This is a genomic window from Duganella fentianensis (assembly GCF_964031615.1).
GTDB classification, from domain to species: Bacteria; Pseudomonadota; Gammaproteobacteria; order Burkholderiales; family Burkholderiaceae_D; genus Rugamonas; species Rugamonas fentianensis_A.
This window is the reverse complement of the sequence record NZ_CAXIQN010000014.1, coordinates 58,051-82,614: the sequence shown is the minus strand read 5'-3', so window position 1 is coordinate 82,614 and position 24,564 is coordinate 58,051. Positions and strand designations below refer to the sequence as shown.

22 protein-coding genes and 6 tRNA genes are annotated in these 24,564 nt (G+C 58.7%); 15 read left to right on the top strand and 13 right to left on the bottom strand.

The window, feature by feature from the left end:
- Positions 1-1,334 precede the first annotated feature (1,334 nt).
- The 6 genes from ABNT42_RS10095 to ABNT42_RS10070 form a co-directional block, all read right to left on the bottom strand.
- On the bottom strand, positions 1,335-1,706 hold the full coding sequence (locus ABNT42_RS10095; RefSeq protein ID WP_348696615.1) for a hypothetical protein: 372 nt from the start codon (positions 1,704-1,706) through the stop codon (positions 1,335-1,337).
- A gap of 108 nt (positions 1,707-1,814) precedes the next feature.
- A complete protein-coding gene (locus ABNT42_RS10090) occupies positions 1,815-2,159 on the bottom strand; it encodes a DUF3024 domain-containing protein (protein WP_348696613.1) in 345 nt (114 codons plus the stop codon).
- A 59-nt stretch (positions 2,160-2,218) separates the two neighbouring features.
- Complete coding sequence (locus tag ABNT42_RS10085; RefSeq protein ID WP_348696611.1) at positions 2,219-2,722, bottom strand: hypothetical protein; 504 nt, start codon at positions 2,720-2,722, stop codon at positions 2,219-2,221.
- A 590-nt stretch (positions 2,723-3,312) separates the two neighbouring features.
- Entirely contained in the window at positions 3,313-4,152 is an 840-nt protein-coding gene (gene panC / locus ABNT42_RS10080; protein WP_348696609.1) for a pantoate--beta-alanine ligase, read from the bottom strand.
- A 41-nt stretch (positions 4,153-4,193) separates the two neighbouring features.
- Positions 4,194-5,108 (bottom strand): ScpA family protein, encoded by a 915-nt coding sequence (locus ABNT42_RS10075; protein WP_348696607.1) that lies wholly within the window; start codon positions 5,106-5,108, stop codon positions 4,194-4,196.
- Between the two features lie 40 nt (positions 5,109-5,148).
- Positions 5,149-5,358 (bottom strand): DUF3460 family protein, encoded by a 210-nt coding sequence (locus ABNT42_RS10070; protein WP_155435074.1) that lies wholly within the window; start codon positions 5,356-5,358, stop codon positions 5,149-5,151.
- Positions 5,359-5,505: 147 nt separating this feature from the next.
- On the opposite strand from ABNT42_RS10070, the gene ABNT42_RS10065 reads away from it, so the two are divergent.
- On the top strand, positions 5,506-6,405 hold the full coding sequence (locus tag ABNT42_RS10065) for a DMT family transporter (RefSeq protein ID WP_348697132.1): 900 nt from the start codon (positions 5,506-5,508) through the stop codon (positions 6,403-6,405).
- Here the strand turns inward: ABNT42_RS10065 and ABNT42_RS10060 are convergent.
- Positions 6,402-7,304, bottom strand: a complete 903-nt coding sequence (locus tag ABNT42_RS10060; protein ID WP_348696605.1) for a LysR family transcriptional regulator — start codon at positions 7,302-7,304, stop codon at positions 6,402-6,404. The two genes, ABNT42_RS10065 and ABNT42_RS10060, sit on opposite strands and share 4 nt — an antisense overlap.
- A gap of 121 nt (positions 7,305-7,425) precedes the next feature.
- Between ABNT42_RS10060 and ABNT42_RS10055 the strand changes: the two genes are divergently transcribed.
- Positions 7,426-8,049 (top strand): glutathione S-transferase, encoded by a 624-nt coding sequence (locus tag ABNT42_RS10055; RefSeq protein ID WP_348696603.1) that lies wholly within the window; start codon positions 7,426-7,428, stop codon positions 8,047-8,049.
- Positions 8,050-8,051: 2 nt separating this feature from the next.
- Positions 8,052-8,990 carry a pyridoxamine 5'-phosphate oxidase family protein gene (locus ABNT42_RS10050; RefSeq protein WP_348696601.1) on the top strand — a complete coding sequence of 313 codons (939 nt, stop codon included), beginning with the start codon at positions 8,052-8,054 and terminating at the stop codon, positions 8,988-8,990.
- On the opposite strand, the gene ABNT42_RS10045 is transcribed toward ABNT42_RS10050, so the two are convergent.
- Together ABNT42_RS10045 and metG are read right to left on the bottom strand one after the other, a co-directional pair.
- Positions 8,987-9,466 carry a GNAT family N-acetyltransferase gene (locus ABNT42_RS10045; RefSeq protein WP_348696600.1) on the bottom strand — a complete coding sequence of 160 codons (480 nt, stop codon included), beginning with the start codon at positions 9,464-9,466 and terminating at the stop codon, positions 8,987-8,989. The genes ABNT42_RS10050 and ABNT42_RS10045 overlap by 4 nt on opposite strands.
- Positions 9,467-9,490: 24 nt before the next feature.
- The gene (gene metG, locus ABNT42_RS10040; RefSeq protein WP_348696598.1) at positions 9,491-11,698 is read right to left on the bottom strand and encodes a methionine--tRNA ligase; all 2,208 of its coding nucleotides are present in this window, start codon (positions 11,696-11,698) and stop codon (positions 9,491-9,493) included.
- A gap of 99 nt (positions 11,699-11,797) precedes the next feature.
- Between metG and apbC the strand changes: the two genes are divergently transcribed.
- Both apbC and ABNT42_RS10030 read left to right on the top strand, forming a co-directional pair.
- Complete coding sequence (apbC, locus tag ABNT42_RS10035) at positions 11,798-12,898, top strand: iron-sulfur cluster carrier protein ApbC (RefSeq protein WP_348696596.1); 1,101 nt, start codon at positions 11,798-11,800, stop codon at positions 12,896-12,898.
- Between the two features lie 12 nt (positions 12,899-12,910).
- Positions 12,911-13,300 (top strand): DUF4399 domain-containing protein, encoded by a 390-nt coding sequence (locus ABNT42_RS10030; protein ID WP_348696594.1) that lies wholly within the window; start codon positions 12,911-12,913, stop codon positions 13,298-13,300.
- 36 nt (positions 13,301-13,336) lie between these two features.
- On the opposite strand, the gene ABNT42_RS10025 is transcribed toward ABNT42_RS10030, so the two are convergent.
- The gene (locus tag ABNT42_RS10025; protein WP_348696592.1) at positions 13,337-14,035 is read right to left on the bottom strand and encodes a DsbA family protein; all 699 of its coding nucleotides are present in this window, start codon (positions 14,033-14,035) and stop codon (positions 13,337-13,339) included.
- Between the two features lie 233 nt (positions 14,036-14,268).
- Between ABNT42_RS10025 and ABNT42_RS10020 the strand changes: the two genes are divergently transcribed.
- From ABNT42_RS10020 to ABNT42_RS09985, 8 genes are all read left to right on the top strand, one after another.
- The gene (locus tag ABNT42_RS10020) at positions 14,269-16,629 is read left to right on the top strand and encodes a glycoside hydrolase family 127 protein (RefSeq protein WP_348696591.1); all 2,361 of its coding nucleotides are present in this window, start codon (positions 14,269-14,271) and stop codon (positions 16,627-16,629) included.
- 88 nt (positions 16,630-16,717) lie between these two features.
- On the top strand, positions 16,718-18,127 hold the full coding sequence (gene gltX, locus ABNT42_RS10015) for a glutamate--tRNA ligase (protein WP_348696589.1): 1,410 nt from the start codon (positions 16,718-16,720) through the stop codon (positions 18,125-18,127).
- Positions 18,128-18,212: 85 nt separating this feature from the next.
- Positions 18,213-18,288: transfer RNA gene (locus ABNT42_RS10010), tRNA-Ala, on the top strand.
- 23 nt (positions 18,289-18,311) lie between these two features.
- Positions 18,312-18,387, top strand: a tRNA-Glu gene (locus ABNT42_RS10005).
- A 118-nt stretch (positions 18,388-18,505) separates the two neighbouring features.
- A tRNA-Ala gene (locus tag ABNT42_RS10000) sits at positions 18,506-18,581 on the top strand.
- A 42-nt stretch (positions 18,582-18,623) separates the two neighbouring features.
- Positions 18,624-18,699 (top strand) — tRNA-Glu (locus ABNT42_RS09995).
- A 244-nt stretch (positions 18,700-18,943) separates the two neighbouring features.
- Positions 18,944-19,019, top strand: a tRNA-Glu gene (locus ABNT42_RS09990).
- A gap of 38 nt (positions 19,020-19,057) precedes the next feature.
- Positions 19,058-19,133 (top strand) — tRNA-Glu (locus ABNT42_RS09985).
- A 52-nt stretch (positions 19,134-19,185) separates the two neighbouring features.
- Here ABNT42_RS09985 and ABNT42_RS09980 read toward each other — a convergent pair.
- The 3 genes from ABNT42_RS09980 to ABNT42_RS09970 all read right to left on the bottom strand — a co-directional run bounded on the left by ABNT42_RS09980 (position 19,186) and on the right by ABNT42_RS09970 (position 22,354).
- Positions 19,186-21,129: a S8 family serine peptidase gene (locus ABNT42_RS09980; RefSeq protein WP_348696588.1), complete on the bottom strand. Its 1,944-nt coding sequence runs from the start codon at positions 21,127-21,129 to the stop codon at positions 19,186-19,188.
- Between the two features lie 11 nt (positions 21,130-21,140).
- Positions 21,141-21,416: a hypothetical protein gene (locus tag ABNT42_RS09975; protein ID WP_348696586.1), complete on the bottom strand. Its 276-nt coding sequence runs from the start codon at positions 21,414-21,416 to the stop codon at positions 21,141-21,143.
- A 62-nt stretch (positions 21,417-21,478) separates the two neighbouring features.
- Positions 21,479-22,354, bottom strand: coding sequence for a hypothetical protein (locus ABNT42_RS09970; RefSeq protein ID WP_348696584.1), 876 nt, complete (start codon positions 22,352-22,354; stop codon positions 21,479-21,481).
- Positions 22,355-22,551: 197 nt separating this feature from the next.
- On the opposite strand from ABNT42_RS09970, the gene earP reads away from it, so the two are divergent.
- Together earP and ABNT42_RS09960 are read left to right on the top strand one after the other, a co-directional pair.
- Positions 22,552-23,709: an elongation factor P maturation arginine rhamnosyltransferase EarP gene (gene earP / locus ABNT42_RS09965; RefSeq protein WP_348696582.1), complete on the top strand. Its 1,158-nt coding sequence runs from the start codon at positions 22,552-22,554 to the stop codon at positions 23,707-23,709.
- 133 nt (positions 23,710-23,842) lie between these two features.
- Positions 23,843-24,418, top strand: a complete 576-nt coding sequence (locus ABNT42_RS09960; RefSeq protein WP_161040723.1) for an elongation factor P — start codon at positions 23,843-23,845, stop codon at positions 24,416-24,418.
- The last annotated feature ends 146 nt before the right edge of the window (positions 24,419-24,564 follow it).

Below are 24,564 nucleotides of genomic sequence, written 5' to 3'. Positions count from 1 at the left end.
CGACTGCGTACAAAAGATGTTTCTGCATTGGTTAGCGGTCGTTGCAGGATTTGTTCACACTTGGTTGGAATTTTTTCCTGCCATGCCCTAACCATTTTCTCGTGATTCATTACATTCTTTTCGCGTCAGTCTGCTGATGGCCGATCTGAGCCAATGACCTATCAGCTATTCTTTTGACGAAGGACTGCCTTCGATAATGTTTTTCATTTCCTTAGATATCATATCCATTTTATCAACTCGATCGTTGATCTCTGATGCCGGCCTTGGTAACTCCCGCTCTGGAGAATTTGCGGGATAGATTGCGTGGAGCTTTGAACAGTCGGATCTCAAAGTGGCTTTCAAACTTTTCGTCTTGCTTTCGCGTAGCTCTGCAACCCAACAGCTATCTGCACAACCACAGGAATGGTAGGTAAGTTGTTCTGACTTATTTTTCCAGCCCAGCACATAAGTCTCATGGTCTGCAACCGCCGACATGGACATGAGACAGACAAGTATCGCGATGAAGGTTTTTATCAAAATTTTCCTCGATATAGCCAGCGTTGGATTAAAACTGGAGCGTCGGTTAATGGCCGTAATGAGCCTAGCTGCTTTAACGTACCTATGGCACGTGGACCATATGAACGGCAATCTTAAATCCAGAACTTGTATCAGTGACGCGTCCTCTCAACACTAAATCGCTAGGGCCTTCCTCCCTAGTGTATAGGTCCAATAAGAAGTCCCAGTGAGTTTCCGCCCATATGCATACTGAAGAATTCCATGTCTCTTCCGGAAGAGGGACCAAGGTCGCGCCATAGTCTCGGAGATATGACTGAATATGGGTTGCGGTCTTTTGAGAAATAGCTTCTACACCTACTATATTTTCTGCTAAAAGAAAATCGCCCTTCAAAAATGCAGTCACGATGCTGCATAGGGCCGGTCGCCATCGCGAAGGAATCGGACGCTCTGCGTCACCATCCTTAACCGCCGGCACCACTTCATTTGAATTATCTCCACTCATTTGATTTCAATCTTGGCTGACCGGTTCTGGCCGTATCCGGCTTACACGTAAAAAGCCCATACATTTGGAGAAACCTCGGCGGCAGCAAATCGCACTTCCCCAGAGGGCATTGCAACTCGATATACGCTGAAACGATGCATCTGCGTCGGGTAACTGGGATGAGGTAGCTGGACAGATTCATCTTCAGCTTTTACCCATTTGTATGACCAAACGTCCTCGTCACCGATTGCGAAAAACTCACCATCAGAAACGATACCTGTATTCGTCCATCGAAATTCTGCCACCCCATCTCCCATCAATACGTCTAGGTCTGCTTCTGGCCGATCACAGCCATATCTTAAATACACTTTCTTCGTACTTTGGCGACAGCTATAAACGGCAACGCTAGAACTCCCTTTAGGAAAAACGTGGATTGGCGCTTTAGTCCTTCCGAATGAAGGCAATCCGGCACCCTTGCTTCAATAAAAGCAGCAGTCATAATATCCGTATTGTTGGAGCTAAATGCTATAGCGCTTTGATAATACTGCGGAGGCAGGGGTTCATTTTTTAATGTTTCGGCTACCGCTCTACTTAACGACGAGTCGACGTGTCCTTGCATGGCTTTCAATTGACTTTCAGGCACGACAGTATCTCTTAAGGGATCGTTCTCGTTTTCGGCAGCGCTTGCCATTGTTGAAAATATTAAAATTCCTAAAAAGAGTAGTTTCAAAACGTGCATCCTCCACGAATCGATGCTGCTAATCCGGAATAATTCGAGCGACGCAACTGCGCCTTCAGGCCGTGCTGGGCTTGAAGTGCGCACTGATGTGGCGATGAGTTATCCCCAGAAGCAAGCACATGGATCAGCGTCAATTTCGGCGATGACTTCTTCAATTGATCGCACAGCTGGCAACGGCTCATAAATGTGCCACTTCAAGTCTCTGCGTTGCCAATACAACTGCCAAACGTTTCGGGTTCTGATAAACGTCGCTTTCGCGATAGGATTCTCATGCGTTTCGCCGTTGCCTTGCCAAACGGGGCGAATCTCAAAAATTTCTATGCTTTGCCCTGCAATCCTGAAATTCAGATCAACTTCGTTTCGAATGTGCGCAGGAGGGCGACGCCTTGCAACGAAAGCTCCGACAGCGTTTTCAATCCTTTTCTTTTCCAGGTCGTTCAGCACTAAATGTTCCTTGAATTTCTGATTTTTCGATGGATAGCTACTGGCCTTTGCGCTCAAAGCTAGTTGGTTGCCGAGCGTTTCTTATTTATTTGAGCGTGGCACTGGTTCACTACATTTGTAATGCTTGCAGGAATAGCTTGAACTTCATTTGGATAGACATCAGAATGAACTTCATGGTAAATCTTTCTGTCTATGAAGAGATACCTCCGATAAATTGTCAGTTCTTCGCCGGAGTCGCTTGTCACAAATCCGTACACGGACTCTTCGCAATGCAGCCCCTCATCCAGCTCTACAGAAACAGCGGAATTTCCATCGAAAAGCGTCACACAGCCCAGATAGAGCATCAGCAATAACCAGGTGAATGTTGCGGTACATCCTAGTGGAATTGCTACATATTTCGGTTTAAGACGAAATGCAAGTAGGGTCAGCACTCCCAAATAAGTCACGGCGGCAAGCGTCACCAAAATATTAAGCAGGTGCGCAGAAAACGAAAGGCCCCAAGCCGCGGAAATTGCTACGATAACGATGCAACAAACGATTAAAAAGTGGCCCCTCCTGGTCATGCTTACGTTTATGTCCTCTAAATTATGCTGAAATGTTTGCGTTTGGCCGCTAGCTGACTTTTCTACTGGAATATGCCTGCCAGCAAAAGATTAGGGCCAGAACTAGGAACATGGCGGCAATTCCGATAACCAGATAGTCCGGTAGAACAGATGGATATACTTTGTCGAAAATTATGTAGCTCAGCGCGAAGGCATAAGCCAGCGTAGGCAGCCATTTCTTCTGCCATGCGAAACACATTATCGCTACGGTACTACCAGCGATTCCTAAAATAGTGGCAAAGTGCATGTAATCCCTGAATAAAACTTCGGTCTGCTTATTGGCTATGGATTTAGTCAATGGCCTACAGGATAGCAGCTTGCCAATTAGTAAAGCTCACGAAATCCCACGGTAGGCGTGAATTTTCGCCATTGATGGGCAGCGTCTTCCAGTGGTTGGCGAGGTTGTGTTCGCAAGCTTCTTTGCGCTTGGGGCGGGGAGGGATGAGAAGGTTTAGACGAGTACAGCCGGTATAACTGTGTGCGTGTATGAACGCGGCCGGCTGTATCTTAGAGGTGGAGGCTGCGCGGCGCGTTGCGCGCCGCGGATGGCTTTAGATTTCCAGATTGTCGATCAGGCGGGTAGAACCCAACTTGGCCGCGGCCAGCACCACCAGCGGCGTGCCCTGTGCCAGATCGCCAGCGCTAGGCGGTTGCAGGTCGTTGCGTTTGCGGATGGAGATGTAGTCGGGCTTCCAGCCACGCTTGGCCAGATCGTCCATGGCGCGGTGTTCCAGTTGGAACACGTCCAGATGGCCGTTGCGCATTTCCTGTGCGACGAAGTTGAGACTCTGGTACAGCGCCGGTGCTTCCGCCCGTTCCGCTTCCGACAGATACATATTGCGCGAGGACAGCGCCAGACCATCGTCGGCACGGTAGGTTTCAGCCGCCACGATTTCAGTCGGCATGGCGAACTGGCGCGCCATGTTACGGATGATCATGAGCTGCTGGTAATCCTTCTTGCCGAACACGGCCACGCGCGGCTGCACGCACGAGAACAGCTTGGTCACCACGGTGCACACGCCGTTGAAGAAGCCCGGACGGAACTCGCCTTCCAGCGTGTTGCCGAGGCCATCCGGTGGCTGCACGCGGTATTCCTGCGGCTCGGGATACAGGTCTTTCTCGGTCGGGGCGAACAGCACGTAGACGCCTTCTTTTTCCAGCTTTTCTACGTCAGCCTGGAAGGTGCGCGGGTATTTGTCGAAGTCCTCGTTCGGGCCGAACTGCAGGCGGTTGACGAAGATCGAGGCCACCACGGGGTCGCCGTGCTTGCGCGCCAGACGCATCAGCGACAGATGGCCTTCGTGCAGATTGCCCATGGTGGGAACGAATGCCGTACGCAACTGGCCGCTCAGCTGGTCGCGCAGTTCTTCAATCGAGGTAATGATTTTCATAACGTAGTTCTAACGTAAAAAAGTCGGTTAGGCCGCGCCGGTCAGGCGGGCGAATAGGCCAGCCGCACGTAGATCGGTGCAAACGGCTCTGCCTGGGTAATTTCCACCAGCGTTTCCTTGGCCAGTTCCAGCAGGGCGACGAAGTTGACCACCACCACGGGCACGCCGCCAGCGATGTCGAACAGGTCGGCAAACTCGACGAAGCGGCTGCTTTGCAGCCGGCGCAAGATGGCCGTCATGTGCTCGCGCACGGACAGTTCTTCGCGGCTGATCTTGTGGTGCTGTACTAGTTTGGCGCGCTTCATCACATCCAGCCATGCCTGCTGCAGATCAACGGGCGTGACATCCGGCCAGCTGGTGACCAGACTCTGCTCGATGAAGATCTGGGTGCGGATGAAATCGCGCCCCACCTGCGGCACGGCGTTGAGATCGTAGGCGGCCAGCTTGATCTGTTCGTATTCGAGCAGACGGCGCACCAGTTCGGCACGCGGGTCGTCCATGTCGGTATCGAGTTCGGTCTGGCGCTGCGGCAGCAGCATGCGCGACTTAATTTCGATCAGCATGGCAGCCATCAGCAGGTATTCTGCGGCCAGTTCCAGATTGGACAGGCGGATCTGATCGACGTATTTCAGATATTGCAGCGTCAGCTGCGCCATCGGAATATCGAGAATATTGAAATTCTGTTTGCGGATCAGGTACAGCAGCAAGTCCAGCGGCCCCTCGAACGCATCGAGGAAGATTTCCAGCGCGTCCGGCGGAATGTACAGATCGTTGGGCAGCTTGAGCAGCGGCTCGCCATACAGGCGGGCGAGGGCGGCCACTTCGTTGGTTACGGCGGCCGCTTCGGCCACCGCTTCCGGGCTGACGGCAGGTTCGCCGGATGAGGGCAGGCCTGCGGCCGAATCGAGGTCGGCTGCAGGCGCTTGCTGCTCCAGCGTATCGTCTGGCAACGTCATTGCTGCTCAGGTAGCGGCAGTGGCTAGCTAAGTGGGGAGCTTAGACTTTGTTCTGGTAAACGTAAGCCTGTTGCTTCACGGCCGAAGCCAGTTGACGTTGCTGTTCATCGAGGGAGATCGGCGGACGGTCCCACAGCAGGGCGCGGCCTTGCTGCTGACGCTCATCCATACCCGGATTCTTTTCTTTCAGGGCCTTGATGAACAGGGTGTGCTCGGATTCGTACATCGAATGTTGTTTGGACAGTTTCATATAGTCTCTGTGGGTGGATCAGCAACGCGTATTTTACCGCGCCGCAGCGTCAGCGGGCGAATTTGATGCAGGCCTGACAGCGCGAAATGCATGAATCAGGTATGCTTCATGGCTGATTGTTGCATGATTTTCACGAAACTCCCCCTGATGACCGAGCGCCTTGCCCCCCGTACCATCCTGCTGTTGACCCTGCCACCGCTGCTGTGGGCCGGCAATGCCATCGTCGGACGCCTGCTGCACGACATGCTGCCGCCCGTGTTGCTGAATTTTCTACGCTGGGCGTTGGCGTTCTGTTTCCTGTTGCCGCTGGCCGGCCCTGTATTCCGGGGCGAAGCGGGGCTGTGGCGCTACTGGCGCCAGTATGCGGCGCTGGGCCTGCTCGGCATCGGCATGTACAACGCCCTGCAGTACATGGCGCTGCAAAGCTCGACGCCGATCAATGTCACGCTGGTGGCCTCCGGTATGCCGGTCTGGATGATGCTGACGGGCTGGCTGTTCTTCGATGTGCCGATCAGCCGCAAGCAGGTGGCCGGTGCCGTGCTGTCGATTGCCGGTGTGGTGCTGGTGCTGGCGCGCGGCGAATGGCGCCATGTGCTGGAACTGCGGCTGGTGGCGGGCGATCTGTTCATGATACTGGCCACCATCGCATGGTCGCTGTATAGCTGGTTGCTGCTGCGGGTCAAGGAGCCGGCGGCGATCCGCGCTAACTGGGCTAGTTTCCTGCTAGCGCAGGTGGCGTTTGGCGTGCTGTGGTCGGGCGGTTTTGCGTTGGGTGAACAGGCGCTGGGTGCGATTCCTGTGCACTGGAGCTGGGCGCTGGTGGCCGGATTGCTGTATGTGGCGACGGGGCCGGCCATCATCGCCTTTGGCTGCTGGGGCGCTGGTGTGCGCGCTGCCGGCCCTGCGATAGGCTCGTTCTTCGTCAACCTCACGCCGCTGTTCACGGCTGTGCTGTCCTCCGCCATTTTGGGTGAAACGCCGCATGCCTATCACGCTGCCGCGTTTGCCCTGATCGTGGGCGGCATTGTGATTTCGGCACGCCGCTAGCGGCTAGCTGCCTTCAGCGCATCGATCAGCACGCGTACTTTCTGCGGCAGGTGCGGCGTAGCCGGATACACGGCGTGGATTTCGCTCACTGCCAGTGACCATTCGGGCAGAACCCGCACCAGCCTTCCGGCTGCCACATCATCTTTGACGGAAAACTCGGTGGCGCGCAGGATGCCGTCGCCGGCCAGCGCTGCAGCGCGGGTGGCATACGCCGTATTCGAGGAAAACACCGTGTTCTGCATGTGTACGGCGGTGCTGCTGCCGTCGGCGCCGTGCAGGGTGAACTGGGTGGGCTGGGCGATCACGGTCAGCGCGATATGGGGCAGGGCAGGCAGATCGGCTGGCGTGCGCGGCATGCCGTGGCGGGCGATGAAGGCGGGACTGGCCACTAGCCAGCGGCGCAGCTGATCGATGCGCGTCGCCATGTGGCCGGAATCATCGAGCTTGCCCAGCCTGACCGTCACATCGATGCCTTCGGCAATCAGGTCGATGCGGTGATCACTGCACACCAGTTCTATCTTCAGCGCCGGATAGTCGGCCCGTAGTTGGGTCAGCACGGGCGACAGCACCATCACGCCATAGTCGATGGGCGACGCCACCCGCAGCGTGCCTTGCGGTGTTAGCCGGCCGCTACGTGCCTGTTCGATGGCCTGCTCGGCGGCGCGCAGCAACTGCCGGCTGGCGTCGTAGAAACTGCGGCCCGCTTCCGTCAGGCTCAGTTTGCGTGTGGAGCGGATCAGCAGGCCCACGCCTATCTCCTGTTCCAGCAACTGCATGTGTTTGCTGACCATGGATTTGGCCAGCCCCAGCCGCTGCGCTGCGGCCGTCAGCGAGCCCGCTTCGACCACCGCGACAAAGGTGGTGAGGCGGTTCAGATTGATGTTGTGCAGGTCTATCATGGGGTGATTGTACCGCTGATTGTCCACTTTAGATGGACTCTGATTCCTGCTTTGTACGGCTTATCGCAACGATCAGGCCTGCCTATACTCGCTGTACACCCTCACTCACACAGGAGTATTTATGAAGCTGTACGGCATTCCTCTTTCCGGCCACACCCATCGCGTTGAACTGTTCCTCCACCTGCTGCAACTGCCGCACGAGTATGTGCGGGTGGATCTGGCCAATGGTGAGCACAAGCAGGCCGCCTTCCTCGCCAAGAACGCTTTCGGCGAAATCCCTGTGCTGGAAGATGGCGATGTGACGCTGGCCGATTCTCATGCCATCCTCGTGTATCTGGCAGCGCGCTACGATGTGAGCGGCCTGTGGCTGCCCCGTGAAGCCGTGGCAGCAGCGCAGGTGCAGCGCTGGCTGGCCATCGCCGCCGGCAAGATCGCTGGCGGGCCCGCTACCGCACGTCTGGTCAATGTATTTGGCGCGCAGCGCAATCTGGTCGCGGCGCAGACTATGGCGACGCAACTGTTCGGCGTAATGGAGCAGGAACTGCAGCAGCGTCCGTGGCTGGCGGGCGAGCATCCCACCATTGCCGATGTGGCCTGCTACAGTTACATCGCCCATGCACCGGAAGGTGGTGTCTCGCTCAAGCCTTACGCTAAACTGCGGGCGTGGCTGGATGCCATCCGTGCCTTGCCCGGTTTCGTACCGATGCCCGTAACGCCAGTCGGTCTGGCCACCGAGGAGATGTAATCATGACGACCTTCCATGCGGGAGAACTGGCCATGCAGGAGCGCGCCGGTATGCGCGAGCGTATCGCCGGTGCGGCGGAATTCATCCGTCCTTTCATGCCGCAGCAGCACCGCGATTTCTTCGCCGGTCTGCCGTTCTTCTATCTGGCTGCACGGGATGCAGACGGTCAGCCGTGGGCCACGCTGCTGGCGGCGCAGGCCGGTTTCATCAGCACACCGGACGAGGCGACGCTGCAGATCGACGGCGGCCTGCTGGCCGGTGATCCGCTGGAAGGTCTGTTACAGGTAGGTGCCCATGTGGGCGGGCTGGGACTGGAGCCGACCACGCGGCGGCGCAATCGCATCAATGGCGAGATCGTGCAGCGGCAGGGAACTAGTCTGCAGATCGCCGTGCGCCAGAGTTTCGGCAACTGCCCCAAGTACATCCAGAGCCGCCAGCATTATCCGGCCGAGCGCCACGGCGCTGCCGCGCAGGTGCTGCGCGCCACGGCACTGAGTTCGGCTGACCGTGCGCTGATCGCTGCCGCCGATACCTACTTCATCGCCAGCGCGCATATGGCCGAGGATGCAGGGCTGGGGCGTGGGGTGGATATGTCGCACCGAGGCGGCAAGCCCGGCTTCGTGCTGGTGGAAGACGAGCGCACTTTGCTGGCGCCCGAGTTCATGGGGAATTTCTTCTTCAACACGCTGGGCAATCTGGCTAAAGATGCGAGAGCAGGACTGCTGTTCATCGATTTCGAGAGTGGCGATCTGCTGCATCTGGCGGTGGATGCGGAGATTATCTGGGAGGGTGCGCAGGTGCAGGCCTACGCCGGTGCCGAGCGTCTGCTGCGTTTCCATGTGCGGGAAGTGGTGCGCAATGTGGCGGCCTTGCCGCTGCGCTGGAGCGCGCCGGAGCAGGCGCGCCAACTGGAACGTACGGGCAGCTGGGCAGCGGCCTAGTTGTCCAGCATACGCCGCATTACCAGCGGCGGCGGCTCGAGCGGATTGGCGTGCGAGTATTCGAGTTCTTCCGCCAGTTCGAATTCGTAGGCCGTGTAGAAGTCGATCAGGCGTGGCTGGTCGCTACGCACGGCTAGCCGCATTTCTTCTATGCCTACCGCCAGCCCGTGGTGGATCACGGATTCCAGCAGGTGCTGCGAAATATTCTGGCCGCGATACTCGGGCAGCACGCCCATGCGGCAGATTTCCCAGACATCCGCATCGTCATCGAGCGGCAGCCAGCGCACCGAACCGACCGGCTTGTCGTCGACCAGTAAAACAAAACCGCCGCCTGACCGCAGATGTTCTGCGACCAGTACGGCGGTTTCGCGGTGGCCGCTAGAGGTGACATTGACTTTGCCGGCCCACGCAGCGCGCGTGAGCTCGGCAATCAAGGGGGCATCGTCCAGTGTCGCTTCGCGTACCACGATGTTCATGCGCTATCCTCGGCTGATACCTTCTTAGCTAATGCGCATGCCCGGCTCGGCGCCCGGCCACGGGTTGAGGATGTAGATGCCCGGCTTGGCTTTCTCGTCGACGGCGGAAGCAGCCATCACCATACCTTCGGACACGCCGAACTTCATCTTGCGTGGTGCCAGATTGGCTACCAGTACGGTCAGCTTGCCGATCAGGTCTTCCGGCTGGTACATCGACTTGATGCCCGAGAAGACGTTACGCAGACGGCCTTCGCCAGCGTCCAGCGTCAGGCGCAGCAGCTTGTCCGAGCCTTCCACGTGTTCGCAGTTGACGATCTTGGCGATACGCAGATCGACCTTGAAGAAGTCGTCTACCGAGATTTCCGGTGCAATCACTTCGATGCCCGTTTCCGTGACTTGCACCGCTGGTGCAGCCTTGGCTTTGGCCGGCTTCTCTGCTTTAGCAGCCGGTGCAGCAGCAGCGGCGGCGCCCGCAGCTGCAGCCTGTGGTGCATCGAACAGGTCTTCGATCATCTTCGGATCCACGCGCGTCATCAGGTGAGCGTAGGCACCGATGGTACGGCCCAGCATGGCGCTGGCTACTACGCCGCTGGCCACGTCGGTCTGGGCCCAGTCGAATTTCTCGTCGTTGAGGAACTTGGCCACGTTGGCGGCCACACCCGGCAGCACTGGCGACAGCAGAATCGACAGCTGGCGGAACAGAATCAGCGCGGTGGTGCAGACGTCATGCAGCTCGGCCAGTTTGCTCTCGTCTTTGGCGAGGATCCATGGCTTGTTCTCGTCCACGTACTGGTTGGCGAAGTCGGCGATCTCCATGATCTCGCGCAGGGCTTTGCCGAACTCGCGGCTTTCGAAGTTGGCGGCGATATTCGCCTGACGCTCGACGCCTTCAGCCGTCACCAGTGCGCGCTTGATCCATGCCTGTGCATTGTCGGACAGGCTGGTGGCCAGCTTGCCGTCGAATTTCTTGGCGATGAAACCGGCGCAGCGCGACGCGATGTTAACGTATTTGCCGATCAGGTCCGAGTTCACGCGGGCCACGAAGTCTTCACCCGTGAAGTCCAGATCTTCCACTTTGGAGTTCAGTTTGAAGGCGATGTAGTAACGCAGCCATTCCGGATTCATGCCCAGATTCAGGTAGCGCAGCGGCGAAATGCCGGTGCCGCGCGATTTGGACATTTTCTCGTTGTTGACGGTCAGGTGGCCGTGCACGGCCACGCGCATACGCTCGATGGTCGGATGGTCGGCGAACTTCAACATGGCAGGCCAGAACAGCAGGTGGAAGGAGACGATGTCCTTGCCGATGAAGTGGATCTGTTCCGTTTGCGGGTCGGCCAGCAGGGCGTCGAAATCGATGCCTTGCTTGTCGCAGTAGTTTTTCAGCGATGCCAGATAGCCCACTGGCGCGTCCAGCCAGACGTAGAAGTATTTGCCCGGTGCGTCCGGAATCGGGATGCCGAAGTAGGGCGCATCGCGCGAGATATCCCAGTCGGCCAGCTTTTCACCGGCTTCGCCCAGCCATTCCGATACCTTGTTGACCATTTCCGGCTGCAAGCGGCCCGGGGTGTTGAGCCAGTCGCGCAGGAATTCGTAGCAGCGCTTGTCGGACAGCTTGAAGAAATACTGTTCCGAAGGCTTGAGTACGGGCGTGGCGTTGGTGAACACGGAGAACGGGTTGACCAGATCGGTAGGCTGGTAGGCCGCGCCGCACACTTCGCAGTTGTCGCCGTATTGATCTTTGGCGCCGCATTTCGGGCATTCGCCCTTGATGTTACGGTCGGCCAGGAACATGCCTTTGACGGGGTCAAAGAAGCGGTCTACCGTCTTGGTCTGGATCAGGCCGGCATCGCGCAGCTTGCGGTAGATGCCTTGCGACAGTTCCACGTTTTCCGGCGAATCGGTCGAGTACCAGTTATCGAAAGCGATATGGAAGCCGTCCAGATACTGGGCGCGGCCCGCAGCGATCTTGGCCACGAACTCCTGTGGCGTGATGCCTTCTTTCTCTGCGGCAATCATGATCGGCGTGCCGTGGGTATCGTCGGCGCCGACAAAGTGCACTACGCGCTGGGCATCGCCATCACGCTGCATTCGCTGGAACCGGACCCAGATGTCGGCCTGGATGTACTCCATCATGTGGCCAATATGGAAAGCGGCGTTAGCGTAGGGCAGGGCAGTGGTGACGAACAGCTTACGAGTCATGGTTGTTGCACTTTGTGGGTGGAAAAGGAGCATTTTACCAGTGGAAGCCGCATCAGGTCATCTTCCGCGGCCGCTGCCAGCGGATTTCTGCCACGATGCGCTAGAATGTGGGCACATTTCACGGAGATTTACATGAGCATCACAGTTGAAGAGCTACTCGCGCAAGTCAAGGCCGAACTGGCCCGCATTATCGATCCGAACACGGGAAAGGATTTTGTCAGCGGCAAGGCCGTGAAGAATTTGAAAGCCGAAGGCGGCAACGTCAGCTTCGATATCGAACTCGGTTATCCGGCCCGCAGCCAGTTTGACGCGATCCGCGCACTGGTGACGGACGCCGTGCGCGTGTTGCCGGGCGTGAACAGCGTAACGGTGCAGGTGAGCAGCAAGATCATCGCCCACACGGTGCAGCGCGGTCTGAAGCTGATGCCGAATGTGAAAAATATCATTGCCGTGGCTTCCGGCAAAGGCGGCGTGGGTAAATCCACCACGGCCGTCAATCTGGCACTGGCACTGGCGGCGGAAGGTGCTTCCGTCGGTCTGCTCGATGCCGATATCTATGGCCCGTCGCAGCCGATGATGCTGGGCGTGTCCGGTCGTCCGGAAACGCTGGATGGCAAGACCATGGAACCGCTGGAAAACTACGGCGTGCAGGTGTCGTCGATCGGCTTCCTGATCGATCCGGACGAGCCTATGGTGTGGCGCGGCCCGATGGTCACGCAGGCGCTGCAGCAGCTACTGGAGCAGACTAACTGGCGCGATCTCGATTATCTGGTGGTGGATATGCCACCCGGCACGGGCGATATCCAGCTGACGCTGTCGCAGAAAGTGCCTGTCACGGGTGCCGTGATCGTCACCACGCCGCAGGATATCGCGCTGCTGGACGCACGCAAAGGGCTGAAGATGTTCGAGAAGGTCGGCATTCCGATTCTGGGCATCGTCGAGAACATGAGCACCCACGTGTGCTCGAACTGCGGCCATGTGGAACACATCTTCGGTGAAGGTGGCGGTGCCAAGATGTGCGCCGACTTCAAGGTGGATTTCCTCGGTTCGCTGCCGCTGACCATGGCGATCCGCCAGCAGGCCGATTCGGGCAAGCCGACCGTGGTGGCCGAGCCGGATGGCAAAGTAGCTGGTATCTACAAGGATATCGCGCGCAAGATTGCAGTACAGGTCTCGGAGAAGGCCAAAGATATGACCAGTAAGTTCCCTAGTATTGTTATTAAAAACGACTAACCGGAGAACCGTATGAAACGTCTGATCCTTGCCGCCAGCTTGATGCTGGCCGGAGTAACTGCTTTTGCCCAGCAATCCGTAGCGTTTGTGGAACCGGCTGATGGCGCTACCGTCAGCAGCCCGTTCAAAGTGAAATTTGCCGTGACCGGCATGGAGATCAAGCCGGCAGGGGATATGACGGCCAATACCGGTCACCACCATCTGCTGATCAACGCCAAGCCTGTGAAAGAGGGCGACGTGGTGCCAGCCGATGAAACCCATATCCACTTTGGTAAAGGTCAGACGGAAACCGAAGTCAAACTGGCGCCGGGCACCTATAAACTGTCCATGCAGTTTGCCAACGGCATGCACCAGTCCTACGGTCCCGGCATGAGCAAAGACATCACGGTTACCGTCAAATAAGCGGCGCCCTTGCTAGCAAGGGCGAGGTGTTAGTTGCTAGATTGCGCAGCTATCTGGTCCGCAGCTGAACTGTGCTCCACCGGCCGATAAGGCCGTGGGGGCGGGCAGTTGCGCTACCAGCCAGCTGCGTAATTTTTGTGGTTCACCTAGAAACGCGCTGACGTCGAGCAGGGTGAATTGTCCATCGCGCTCCAGCGCTAAGCTGGGGAAGCCTTGCGCACCGAGACTGGCCATCAGGCGGCGCGTTGCGGCGACGTGCTCGTCCAGTGCGGTTTCTTCCGCTTGTTCCAGTGTCTGTGCGAACGCTTCGGTGTCCAGCCCTAGCGAGCCGGCCAGTTTGACCAGTACGGCGTGGTCGGCAATGCGCTGGCCTTCCACATAGTGCGCCGTCTGCAGCCGCGCCAGCATGTCCAGACCGCGCTGGGCCAGCGTTTCCGCAGCCAGCACGGCAGCCGTTGGCGGGGCGGAATCAAATACCGCTGTATTGTCCCGTAATAATCCCTCGAAGTAGGCCGAGCCGAATGGCTGGCCAGTCAGTTGCGCAATGCGGCGGTCATGCGGCATTACGTAGTCGCGTAATTGCGCGCTGACAGGCTGGCGTCGTGCACCCGTCATCATCCCGCCGCCGTGCGCTTCTACAGGCAGCACTTCGCGCGCGGCCTTGACTAGCTCTGCGGCGCCGTAGCACCAGCCGCATAGGGGATCGTAAATGTAGTGTAGTTTGCTGGTGTTCATGGCTTTTGCTCTCAATAGGCAGTCAGATGGGTGCTACTTTATTCTGATCATTTGAGTAAATAAACCGCCTATTTCGAAATGGCTAATTGCATAAATCGATGCAATCAGGCGGCTGGCCTGGCTCCGCTTGGCTTTAATTGTGCACATTTCGTCATCTTTTTAGTGTAGCCGTGACAAGACGCCCCCTGCGCCTGCACTTACATTAGAGGCTGGATATCTCTGATGGAGTCAGTATGCAACGTCGACAGTTGTTGCGGGGCGCCGCCGGACTGGGTCTGGTGGCGGGGTGGCATGGCAATGCGCAGGCGCGCGCCGCTAGCGCGGACTTTCCCGCTACCGCGCGGGCGCTGCCGCTGTCGTCGGTCCGTTTGACGCCGTCGATCTATGCGCAGGCTTTGCAGGCCAATCAGGCGTATCTGCTGCGCCTCAGTGCCGACCGTTTCCTGCACAACTATCACCGTTTCGCCGGCTTGCCCACCAAAGGCGCCATCTATGGCGGCTGGGAGTCCGACACCATCGCGGGCGAAGGCCTAGGCCATTATCTGTCGGCACTGTCGCTGATGTATGCGCAGACGGGGAATGGGGCGCTCAAGCCGCGCATCGATTACATCGTGGCCGAACTGGCACGGGTGCAGCAGGCCCATGGTGATGGCTATGTGGCGGGTTTCATGCGCAAGCGCGCCGACGGCACGCTGGTTGATGGCCGCGAGATCTTCCCTGAAATTATGCGCGGCGAGATCAAATCGGCCGGCTTCGATCTGAATGGCTGCTGGGTGCCGCTATATAACTGGCACAAGCTATTTGCCGGACTGTTCGACGCACAGGCGCATGCGGGTAATGCTCAGGCGCTGTCCGTCGCACTGGGGCTGGCCGGCTATATCGAGCGGGTGTTTGCTGCCCTCAGCGACGAACAGGTGCAGCAGGTGCTGGCCTGCGAGCATGGTGGCATCAACGAGAGCTTCGCCGAACTCTACGCCCGCAGCAAGGATGCGCGCTGGCTGGCGCTGGCGCGGCGCCTGTATCACAGCAAGGTGATGCTGCCGCTCGCCCAAGGACGCGATGAACTGGCCAATCTGCACTCCAATACCCAGATTCCCAAGCTGATAGGTCTGGCGCGCCTGCGTGAAGTGGGCGGCCGCCGTAGCGATGGTGAAGCGGCGGAGTTCTTCTGGCACCGCGTCACCGAGCACCATAGTTACGTCATCGGCGGTAACGGCGATCGCGAATACTTCTTTGCACCCGATAGCATCGCCGATCACATCACCGAGCAGACCTGCGAAGCCTGCGCCAGCTACAACATGCTCAAGCTGACCCGTCACCTGTATAGCTGGGCGCCGGATGCGGCTTACTTCGACTACTACGAGCGCACCCACCTCAATCATATTCTGGCGCACCAGAATCCCCGTACCGGTATGTTCACCTACATGACGCCGCTGATGTCGGGCACGGCGCGTGAATATTCAAGCGAAGATAACGACTTCTGGTGCTGTGTGCTGTCCGGAATGGAGAGTCATGCCAAACATGGCGATTCGATTTACTGGGAGCAGGGCGATACGCTATTCGTCAATCTGTATATTCCGTCGACGGTGGAGTGGAACAAGGCCAGACTGGAGCTGAGCACGCGCTATCCGTTTGAGGGGGAGATCGATCTGACGCTGCGCCGGCTGGCCGGTCAGCGCGAGTTCACATTGGCGCTGCGCTTGCCGGCGTGGGCCAGTAGCCACACGCTGCTGGTCAATGGCAAGGCGCACGCCACCAGTCAGCAGAAAGGCTATCTGCTAGTGCGTCGGCGCTGGCGTGCTGGTGATACTGTGCGTCTGTCCTTGCCTCTGGCGTTGCGGCTGGAAGGGGCGGCCGGTAACGCACACGTGGTGGCACTGCTGCGCGGCCCGATGGTACTGGCAGCAGATCTGGGCGCAGCCGACCGGCCATACAGCGGTCTGGCCCCTGCACTGGTGGGCGCCAATGTACTGGCAGCGTTTGCACCGACCGATAAAGCGCAGGCGGTGTATCGCAGCGTCGGCACGGGGCGTCCGGCCGATATGAAGTTCTCGCCATTCTTCTCGCAGTACGAACGGCGCTCTGCCGTGTACTTCAACCTTTATACGGACAGCGAGTGGGCGGCAGCGGAAGTCGCTTTCCGCCAGCAGGAGGCGCGGCTCAGGGATCTGGCTGCACGCTCGGTCGATGTGATGCATCTGGGCGAGATGCAGCCCGAGCGCGATCATGCGCTGCAGGCGGAGATCTCCTATCCGGTGTCCTACCGTGGCCGCAACGGCCGCGATGCGCGCACGGGCGGCTATTTCAGCTTCAGTATGAAGTGCACGGATGGCCCCTTGCTGCTGCAGGCCAGTTACTGGGGCGAGGAGCGTAACCGCGACTTCTACATCAGTATCGATGGCCAGCGTATCGCCCACGTGCTGCTCGATGGCAGCCACCCCGGTGTGTTTATCGAGCAGGAGTATCCCGTGCCCGAACAGCTCACGCGTGGCAAGACTAGCGTGGTGGTGCGTTTCGATCCCGAGCCGGGGCACACGGCGGGGCCGGTGTTCGGCGTGCGGCTGTTCACCCAGCGCGCGGCCATAGCATCCTGACTTTCCTGACGGGCAGGGACGGGATATGCGCCATGGCTGCGCTGACGCGGTAAAATAGCGGTCTTTATATCTTAGCTTTATTATTCCGATGACCAACGCACCAGCCAAGCCAGTCCGTACCCGTTTTGCCCCTAGCCCGACCGGCTACCTCCACCTGGGCGGCGCCCGTACCGCGCTGTATTCGTGGGCCTTTGCCCGTCACTTCGGCGGCACTTTCGTGCTGCGGATTGAAGATACCGATCTGGAGCGTTCCACCCCTGAAGCCGTGCAGGCGATTATCGACGGCATGGCGTGGCTGGGTCTGACCCATGACGAAGGCCCGTTCTACCAGATGAAGCGCATGGACCGCTATCGCGAAGTGATCGCGCAGATGCTGGAAGCCGGTACCGCCTACCATTGCTACTCGTCGCCGGAAGAAGTGCAGGCCATGCGCGACCGTGCCACTGCGGCGGGCGAGAAGCCACGCTACGACGGTACGTGGCGTCCGGAAGAAGGCAAGGTACTGCCAGCGATCCCTGAAGGCCGCAAGCCCGTAGTACGCTTCAAGAACCCGCTCGACGGTGAAGTGAGCTGGAACGACTTCGTCAAAGGCACCATCACCATCGGTAATAAAGAACTGGACGATCTGGTCATCGCCCGTCCGGATGGTACGCCGACCTATAACTTCTGCGTGGCGATCGACGATCTGGACATGGAAATCAGCCACGTACTGCGCGGCGACGACCACGTGAATAACACGCCGCGTCAGATCAACATCCTGCGCGCCATCGGTGCGCCGCTGCCGGAATACGGCCACCTGCCGATGATTCTCGGTTCCGACGGCCAGAAAATGTCCAAGCGTAAGGACGCTGTGAACGTGATGCAGTATCCGGCTGAAGGATATCTGCCGGAAGCTATCCTCAATTATCTGGCCCGTCTGGGCTGGAGCCACGGCGACGACGAAGTGTTCTCGATGGAGCAGGTGTGTGCATGGTTCGACGGTACCCACCTGTCGAATTCGGCCGCCCAGTTCAACATCGAAAAACTCAACTGGCTGAATAACCACTATATCAAGCAGGCTGACAACGAACGTCTGGCCGCGCTGGCGCAGCCGCGCATGGTTGCGAACGGTGCCGTGTTCGAAGGCGCACCGGCACTGCCGGCCGTGCTGGCGCTGATGAAAGAGCGCGTCAACACCGTCAACGAACTGGCTGATGCGGCCATGCTGTTCTTCCGCACGCCGCAGCCGGATGCTGCGCTGCTGGCCCAGCACCTGACCGATGCCGTTAAACCGGCGCTGGCACAATTTGCCGAGCGTTGCAAAACTGTCGAGTGGAGCAAAGAAGCCCTGTCCGCCATGATGAAGGAAGTGCTGGCTGCGAACGGTCTGAAAATGCCGCAGATGGCTATGCCACTGCGTTTGCTGATCACGGGTCAGTTGCAGACGCCAGCGATTGATGCGGTGCTGCAGATCTTCGGTCGCGACACCGTGCTGGCGCGTCTGTCAGCACTGGGCTGATTTCTGGATTGAAATCAGAGCAAAGTTGCAAAAGGGTATTTGCAGAGTGCAGCTTCTTTGCTATACTCTTGTTTCTGCAGCAAACGGGGGTATAGCTCAGCTGGGAGAGCGCTTGCATGGCATGCAAGAGGTCAGCGGTTCGATCCCGCTTACCTCCACCACGTTGTAGAATTGGTTGTTCGCAGTCCCCATCGTCTAGAGGCCTAGGACATCACCCTTTCACGGTGAGTACGGGGGTTCGAATCCCCCTGGGGACGCCAAGTAGTTTTGTAGTTGACGTTGTTTGTACTGATTGTTTGACATTAGGCTTAGGCCCGATAGAGATACAAGTAGTGAAAACAAAAGTCGCGCAAGCGGCTTTTATTATTTCTGCGCCCGGGGGGTATAGCTCAGCTGGGAGAGCGCTTGCATGGCATGCAAGAGGTCAGCGGTTCGATCCCGCTTACCTCCACCAACAGCGTAGAAGTGATAACGACGTAGTAACCGTAGTTCCAAGGTCCCCATCGTCTAGAGGCCTAGGACATCACCCTTTCACGGTGAGTACGGGGGTTCGAATCCCCCTGGGGACGCCAGGATATGTAGAAAAGCCGCCTAGAGCGGCTTTTTTTACGTCGGTATGTCCGGGGTCAGGTCGGGCAAAGGTACAGACTCATGCATGTCTATGGTCGAGGCTGTACCTTTGCCCGACCTGACCCCGAATTGCGAATTGTGGTGATGCCGCCAACATTGCAGGGCTTTTTCGCGGTTTTTTGCCGGTGTTAGCGGGTTTCTCTTGCGCAGTAGGGCGAACGCTGATATGATTCGCGCCTTAGAAAAGTCCCCATCGTCTAGAGGCCTAGGACATCACCCTTTCACGGTGAGTACGGGGGTTCGAATCCCCCTGGGGACGCCAGGATTTTTCTAATAGGTCAGCAGTACGGACAGTTTTCTGTCCCCATCGTCTAGAGGCCTAGGACATCACCCTTTCACGGTGAGTACGGGGGTTCGAATCCCCCTGGGGACGCCAGATCAAGCAAAAAGCCGCCTAGTGCGGCTTTTTGCTTTTCTACGCTGTTCAACTACCACATGATGGGGTTGTAGGGCGGACTACCGCCCGGATGGAACCAGCTACCCTGATAGGCTGCCAGTGCTGCACGTGCTGCTTCGCGTGCCAGCGGGTCATACAGATTCGGCACGCTGGCCACCAGTGGCGCGATCAGCCCCGCCTGCTGCGGCGTGATGGATGGACGCGCCGCCTGCAAGCCCACCGCCAGCAGCACATCGGGCATACCGTAGCCGGTGTGGCTCTGGTCGGCCTGACTGACGCGCCGCGCACTCGCGCGTATCAGCTGGAACAGCCGTTCCACCCGTTCCGCACCGCGCCCCACATAGGGCTGGGTCTGGAAATCCGGATGGTGCGCCAGCGTCAGCGCTGCCAGTCCCGTCACATGGGGCGTGGCCATCGAGGTGCCATCCCACACGGCGAAGTTATTTGGCGGTACGCAGGACAGAATGGCAACGCCCGGTGCGCACACGCTCACCTGCGGGCCGTAGCAACTGAAGCTGGCCGTGAAGTAGCCGTAGGCATCGACATTCTGCGACAGAGTCTGGGCATGGTAGCTATCGGCCGGAAATTCATCGAGCTTGCCGACGGCAGCAACGGCCAGCACATTCGGTGACGAAGCGGGATACTGCACGGGGCCGCCGGAATTCCCCGCCGCGACAATGCAGGCGATGCCCGCGCGCTTGGCACGGATGATCTGCTGCTCGAGCGCTTCCGATACTTCCGTTCCGCCCAGACTCAGATTGACCACATCGATCTGTTTGTCGATGCAGTATTCGAGTGCGTCGATCAGCTGGCTGATCTGGCCACCGGGGAATAGCTTGCAGGCGTGAACTTCCGCATCGGGCGCAAAGCCCCGTATGCCGGAGGCGATATCGGCCGCGGCGATGATGCCCGCACAGTGGGTGCCGTGACCCAGCGTATCCTGTTCCCAGCCGTCCGGATTGGTTTTCTTGTTGAGCACATCGAAGCCGGCATGGATGCCGTGCAGATTATCGTGGCTAGTGGCAGCGCCGGAATCGATGATGGCAATCTTGATGCCCTGACCGCGATAATTACCGGGTAGCTGATCGAGCCGCATGGCTTTCTGTCCCCAGCAGTAGCAGCGCTGGCGCGGGAAGCCACTTAGGGCAGGCCAGTCGGACAAGGCGCGCAGTGCCACCACATTCGATTGATCGCTCTGAATGTCGGGATCGCGCTGGTACAGGCTCCAGAAATCGGCTTTGGGTTTGACGTACAGTGCGCGCACCGACTGCGCCGTTTCGCCATACAGCGAAAGGCTTACTTCGCCGCTGGCGTTAGTCACGCCGCTGGCTGGCAGCAGGCTGCCGAACAGCGATACTTCGGCCTCGGGTACAGGAGAGCCATCCTGTGCAGTTATGCGCAGTGCGATATTCAGGACGGGGCCACCGCTGGGGATCACGCCTGTAACCATGGCGGGCTGGCGGGGCAGGGCATCGAGCAGATTCAGGTGCTGATCCGGCTCGACTAGCAGGCGCCCCTGTCCTTGCTGGTGCAAGATGCCGGCCTTCTGCTCGGTCATGCGCGCTACCAGCACGCCCTGCGCGCCGCCCATGCCATCTGCCAGAGCGCCCAGCACCGATTTCGGTCCGACTTTATCGATCACTTCAATATCGGCGCTGTTGCGTAGCGCCTGTTCCAGCGCCGAGAACTGCAGTGGCTGCAGGCCCAGTGTCTGCAAGCCATCGCTCTGGCGCGGCGCGATCACATACTGCTTCTTGCGTGTGCCGATGGCGCGTATGGTAGCGCCGGCGCCGGCATTGCTGCTGGCGGTAGCGGCGTTGCCGCCAGTTGCGCTGCCTGTCTCGGTGGCGCCGCTGCTCCGCTCACTGGCCAGCGTCGGGTTGTCGCTCGCGCTACCAGAACTGGGAGTGGACTCGGGCTCGGGTTCGGCATCGGACGCCACGCGGGCGCCGTCATGGGGATTGGACTTGGCCATGGATCTTCCTTTCACAGCGGGCCGGCCGAGAGCATGTCGAACATGGTCAGCGGCTGGTCCGGCTCTATCGTCAGTTGAGGTGAGGTGTTGCGGAACTGCTGTGCCAGCGCGCGCGCTTTGGCGCCGCTGAGTTCTACTACCAGTGTGTGTGGCGCGTCGGGCGCGCCGATGCGGTCGAGTATGCGGATCTCCGGATCCAGCTCGGCGTGGCCGAGAAAATCCAGCATGGCCGTTTGGTCGCTAGCGTGAATCAGGTAGTGGGCGGGCGCTGTCTGCGCATCTAACATGGAGCTCTCCTTTGCTATGCAGACCCTCCGCGCGAGGCGGAGGGCAGGGCGCGATGACGTGATCAGTGCAGCGTTTGCTGGCCGCCATACAGGGCGCTATTGCCGGCACTGGCCATCTGCGCCTGCTGCGCCAGTTGTGCAAGCTGCGCTTGCTGCATCTGCTGCTGTTGCTGCTGCGCATAGGCTGCGGCCACGGGATCGACCGCGAACGGCAGCATGCCACCCAGTTGTCCCGCATAGCCGCCGATAGTGCTGCCTAACTGGCCGTGGCCGAAGGCATTGCCGATAGCGTGCCCCAGTGGCTGGCCGACCGATTTGATGATGTTGCCGAACCAGCCCTGCGGGGCGATGCCCTGTGCCTGCTGCATCTGCTGCATCTGCTGAAGTTGCTGTAGCTGCTGGATCTGCTGCTGTTGCTGTAATTGCTGCAGTTGCTGGAGCTGTTGCTGCTGTGCGGCCTGCTGGGCATAGGCATGCTGGACAGGATCAACAGCAAACGGCAGCATGCCACCTAGTTGTGCTGCATATCCACCGATGGTGCTGCCTAGCTGGCCGTGACCGAACACATTGCCTATGGTCTGGCCGAGTGGCTGCGCCACGCTCTTGACGATATTGCCGAACCAGCCCTGAGGTGCGAGTTGTGCCTGCTGCTGTAGTTGCTGCTGTAGTTGTTGCTGCAGCAGCTGTTGTTGCTGCGCCTGTTGTGCATAGGCGGCTGTAACGGGATCGACTGCCAGCGGCAGGAAGGCGCCGCCGATACCGCCGGCTGCCTGCCCGATCTGGTGGCCTAGCTGGGCATTACCAAACAGGCCGCCGATACCGCGGCCGATCAGGCCACCGAGCGGTGCGCCTAGCAGACCGCCGAGAAAACCTTGTGGCGCAAGGCCGCCTTGCTGCGGCAGCATGGCGCCAGTGTAGTACTGTTGTAGCTCATTCATGGCATCTCCTTTCGTGGTGGGGGACATAGCAAGCGTGACCGGTGCGTGCGCCTGCGCCGAACTATCTGGCGGCGCCGCATACCGGAGCAGTTTTGACTGCGCGCGGGTAGGGAAGTTCAGGCTAGATGTGGCGCGTGAATCTGCGAGGACGGGCGTGGATCGGGTATCATCCAGCCTCGTTCATTTACTGCCCTGCCATGACTAGCCTGACCCGTCTCGATCTGTTCTGCCGCGTTGTCGATAACTACGGCGATATCGGTATCTGCTGGCGACTGGCGCGCCAGCTTCAGCGCGAACACGGCATCACCGTCACGCTGTGGGTGGATGATCTGGTCAGCTTCCGCCGTATCTGCCCCACGGTCGATGTGCAGGCCGAGCGGCAGGTGCAGGCGGGCGTCACAGTGCGCCACTGGCACAGCATGGACGGTACGTTCACTACCGGCGATGTGGCCGATATCGTCATCGAGTTTTTCGCCGTCGATATTCCGCCGGCCTACATCGCGGCGATGGCGCAGTGCCAGCCGCGCCCTGTGTGGTTCAATCTGGAAGGGCTGACGGCGGAAGAGTGGGTGGAAGGTTGTCATTGTCTGAGTTCCACCCATCCGCAACTGGGTCTGATCAAGCACTTCTTCTTCCCCGGCTTTACAGAAAAAACAGGTGGCTTGCTGGTGGAGGCCGGGCTGGATCAGCAGCGCCTAACGTTCCAGTCCGATGCGGCGGCACGCACGGCTTTTCTGGCACAGCTGGGACTCACAACTGCGCAGATGGCGGCGCGCCTGGTCAGCCTGTTCTGCTATCCCCATGCGCCCGTGGCCGAACTGCTGGCGGCATGGCAGCACGACGATACGCCTACCACCTGTCTGGTGCCGGAAGGCGTGGCGACCGAAGCTGTGCAGGCGTTTCTCGGCATGCCGGCCTGCGCCGGTGCCAGCGCCACGCACGGTGCGCTGACGCTGCGCGTGCTGCCATTCGTGCCGCAGGATGATTACGATCGCCTGCTTTGGGCTTGCGACCTGAATTTCGTGCGAGGCGAAGACTCCTTCGTGCGCGCGCAGTGGGCAGGGCGGCCGTTCGTCTGGCACATCTATCCGCAGGACGAGCAGCTCCACCACAAAAAACTGCGCGCCTTCCTGCAGCGCTATGCGAGCGAGCAACCAGCTCTGAGCGCCTTAAGTGAGCTAAGCCTGCAGTGGAATGGCGCGGGTGGCAGCGCCGCCGACTGGCCCGCGCTGTGGCAGGCCTATCGCACCCAGATGCCAGCCATGCAGCAGCGCGCCGCAGCATGGCAGCAGCAAATGCTGGCACTGGGTGATCTGGCCTCCAACCTGCTGCGTTTCGCTGGCACGCTGAGATAGGCGAGACGGCAAAAGCAGGGTATAATGCTGGGTTAATCTATTGCACATTTTTACCTGATCAACCGTGAGCTTCAGGCGATACGCCGAGCAACAGATGATTTTTACGCAACCTACTTAGAATCGAATATTTACTATGAAACCTGCAAAAGAAATTCGTGTTGGCAACATCATCATGGTTGACAGCAAGCCTATGATCGTTCTGCGTTCCGACGTCAACGGTTCGAGCCGCACGGGCTTCACCTACAAGTGGAAGATGAAGAATCTGCTGACCAACGCGCCAATGGAAAACGTATTCCGCGGCGACGACAAGTTCGACGTAGTTGTTCTGGACAAGAAGCCAGTAACCTACTCGTACTTCGCAGATCCACTGTACGTGTTCATGGACGCTGACTACGAACAGTACGAAATCGAAGAAGAAAACCTGGGCGACGCACTGAACTACCTGAAAGACGGTATGGAATGCGAAGCTGTGTTCTACGATGGCAAAGCGATCTCGGTCGAACTGCCAACCACCATCGCACGTAAAGTGGTGTACTCGGAGCCTGCAGTTAAGGGCAACACTTCGGGCAACGTTCTGAAAGAAGCCAAAATCGAAAACGCGATCGAAGCTCACTGCTTCACCGTACAGGTTCCACTGTTCGTGAGCCAGGACGACGTGATCGAAATCGACACCCGCACCAACGAATACAAGCGTATCGTTCGCGACTAATCTGTCAGTCTGTTGTAAGACTGCGTCAAAAAGGCCGTAAATTCGGCCTTTTTACCCCTAAAAAGCACGCTAGCAGACCGCTAGCGTGCTTTTTTCATTGAAAAACAGAAATTATTTGCCGAATCGTAAGAATTTTTATTGTACGG

Bases quoted from the DNA above. Each gene is read 5' to 3' on its own strand.
- ABNT42_RS10085 (WP_348696611.1), bottom strand. From the start codon at position 2,722: ATGACCAGGAGGGGCCACTTTTTAATCGTTTGTTGCATCGTTATCGTA.
- panC (WP_348696609.1), bottom strand. From the start codon at position 4,152: ATGAAAATCATTACCTCGATTGAAGAACTGCGCGACCAGCTGAGCGGC.
- ABNT42_RS10075 (WP_348696607.1), bottom strand. From the start codon at position 5,108: ATGACGTTGCCAGACGATACGCTGGAGCAGCAAGCGCCTGCAGCCGAC.
- ABNT42_RS10070 (WP_155435074.1), bottom strand. From the start codon at position 5,358: ATGAAACTGTCCAAACAACATTCGATGTACGAATCCGAGCACACCCTG.
- ABNT42_RS10065 (WP_348697132.1), top strand. From the start codon at position 5,506: ATGACCGAGCGCCTTGCCCCCCGTACCATCCTGCTGTTGACCCTGCCA.
- ABNT42_RS10060 (WP_348696605.1), bottom strand. From the start codon at position 7,304: ATGATAGACCTGCACAACATCAATCTGAACCGCCTCACCACCTTTGTC.
- ABNT42_RS10055 (WP_348696603.1), top strand. From the start codon at position 7,426: ATGAAGCTGTACGGCATTCCTCTTTCCGGCCACACCCATCGCGTTGAA.
- ABNT42_RS10050 (WP_348696601.1), top strand. From the start codon at position 8,052: ATGACGACCTTCCATGCGGGAGAACTGGCCATGCAGGAGCGCGCCGGT.
- ABNT42_RS10045 (WP_348696600.1), bottom strand. From the start codon at position 9,466: ATGAACATCGTGGTACGCGAAGCGACACTGGACGATGCCCCCTTGATT.
- metG (WP_348696598.1), bottom strand. From the start codon at position 11,698: ATGCTCCTTTTCCACCCACAAAGTGCAACAACCATGACTCGTAAGCTG.
- apbC (WP_348696596.1), top strand. From the start codon at position 11,798: ATGAGCATCACAGTTGAAGAGCTACTCGCGCAAGTCAAGGCCGAACTG.
- ABNT42_RS10030 (WP_348696594.1), top strand. From the start codon at position 12,911: ATGAAACGTCTGATCCTTGCCGCCAGCTTGATGCTGGCCGGAGTAACT.
- ABNT42_RS10025 (WP_348696592.1), bottom strand. From the start codon at position 14,035: ATGAACACCAGCAAACTACACTACATTTACGATCCCCTATGCGGCTGG.
- ABNT42_RS10020 (WP_348696591.1), top strand. From the start codon at position 14,269: ATGCAACGTCGACAGTTGTTGCGGGGCGCCGCCGGACTGGGTCTGGTG.
- gltX (WP_348696589.1), top strand. From the start codon at position 16,718: ATGACCAACGCACCAGCCAAGCCAGTCCGTACCCGTTTTGCCCCTAGC.
- ABNT42_RS09980 (WP_348696588.1), bottom strand. From the start codon at position 21,129: ATGGCCAAGTCCAATCCCCATGACGGCGCCCGCGTGGCGTCCGATGCC.
- ABNT42_RS09975 (WP_348696586.1), bottom strand. From the start codon at position 21,416: ATGTTAGATGCGCAGACAGCGCCCGCCCACTACCTGATTCACGCTAGC.
- ABNT42_RS09970 (WP_348696584.1), bottom strand. From the start codon at position 22,354: ATGAATGAGCTACAACAGTACTACACTGGCGCCATGCTGCCGCAGCAA.
- earP (WP_348696582.1), top strand. From the start codon at position 22,552: ATGACTAGCCTGACCCGTCTCGATCTGTTCTGCCGCGTTGTCGATAAC.
- ABNT42_RS09960 (WP_161040723.1), top strand. From the start codon at position 23,843: ATGAAACCTGCAAAAGAAATTCGTGTTGGCAACATCATCATGGTTGAC.